The sequence below is a fragment of the Vibrio sp. 378 genome (assembly GCF_033339435.1).
Genome location: NZ_JAWOUO010000239.1, coordinates 1 through 931 on the forward strand (window position 1 = coordinate 1; position 931 = coordinate 931).

The window sequence follows — 931 nt, forward strand, 5'->3', positions numbered from 1 at the left end:
GCAAAACGCTATGCTGCGATGCGTATCGAAGACGATGAAAAATCAGAAGCATGGTGGCCCCAACTTCACTCTTTTGCGGTTGGTCTTGAAGGCGCTCCAGACTTAAAAGCAGCACGTGAAGTGGCAGAAAAAATTGGCACCGTTCACCACGAAATGACATACACCATTCAAGAAGGTTTGGATGCTATTCGTGACGTGATTTACCACATCGCGACTTATGGCGTAACAACGATTCGTGCCTCAACACCGATGTTCCTCATGGGCCGTAAAATCAAGGCAATGGGCATTAAAATGGTGCTTTCTGGTGAAGGCGCTGATGAAATCTTCGGTGGCTACTTGTACTTCCACAAAGCGCCAAACGCAAAAGAGTTCCACGAAGAAACGGTTCGTAAACTGCTGGCTCTAAACATGTTTGACTGTGCCCGTGCGAACAAATCGTTGGCGGCATGGGGCGTTGAAGGCCGTGTACCATTCTTGGATAAAGAGTTCATTGACGTCGCAATGCGCCTAAACCCTGCAGACAAAATGTGTGGCAACGGTAAGATGGAAAAACACATTCTTCGCGAATGTTTTGAGCATTACTTACCAGACTCAATCGCTTGGCGTCAAAAAGAGCAGTTTTCTGATGGCGTAGGTTACAGCTGGATTGACACTTTGAAGGCCGTAGCAGAAGAGAAAGTGACCGATCAACAGATGGAAACGGCTCAGTACCGCTTCCCATACAACACACCAACAACTAAAGAAGGTTACGTATACCGCGAAATTTTTGAGGAGTTGTTCCCATTACCATCAGCTGCAGAATGTGTACCAGGTGGCCCTTCTGTAGCGTGTTCATCAGCGAAAGCGATTGAGTGGGATGAGTCATTCAAGAACTGTGTTGACCCTTCAGGCCGTGCAGTGCAAACCGTTCACAACGACGCTTACTAAGCAG

1 protein-coding gene is annotated in these 931 nt (G+C 47.6%); it reads left to right on the forward strand.

Annotated features, from left to right (window positions below; all coding sequences use genetic code 11):
- The coding region (gene asnB, locus R7Q48_RS25435) for an asparagine synthase B (RefSeq protein WP_318132928.1) at positions 1-927 on the forward strand (927 nt) is incomplete at its 5' end.
- Positions 928-931 lie beyond the last annotated feature (4 nt).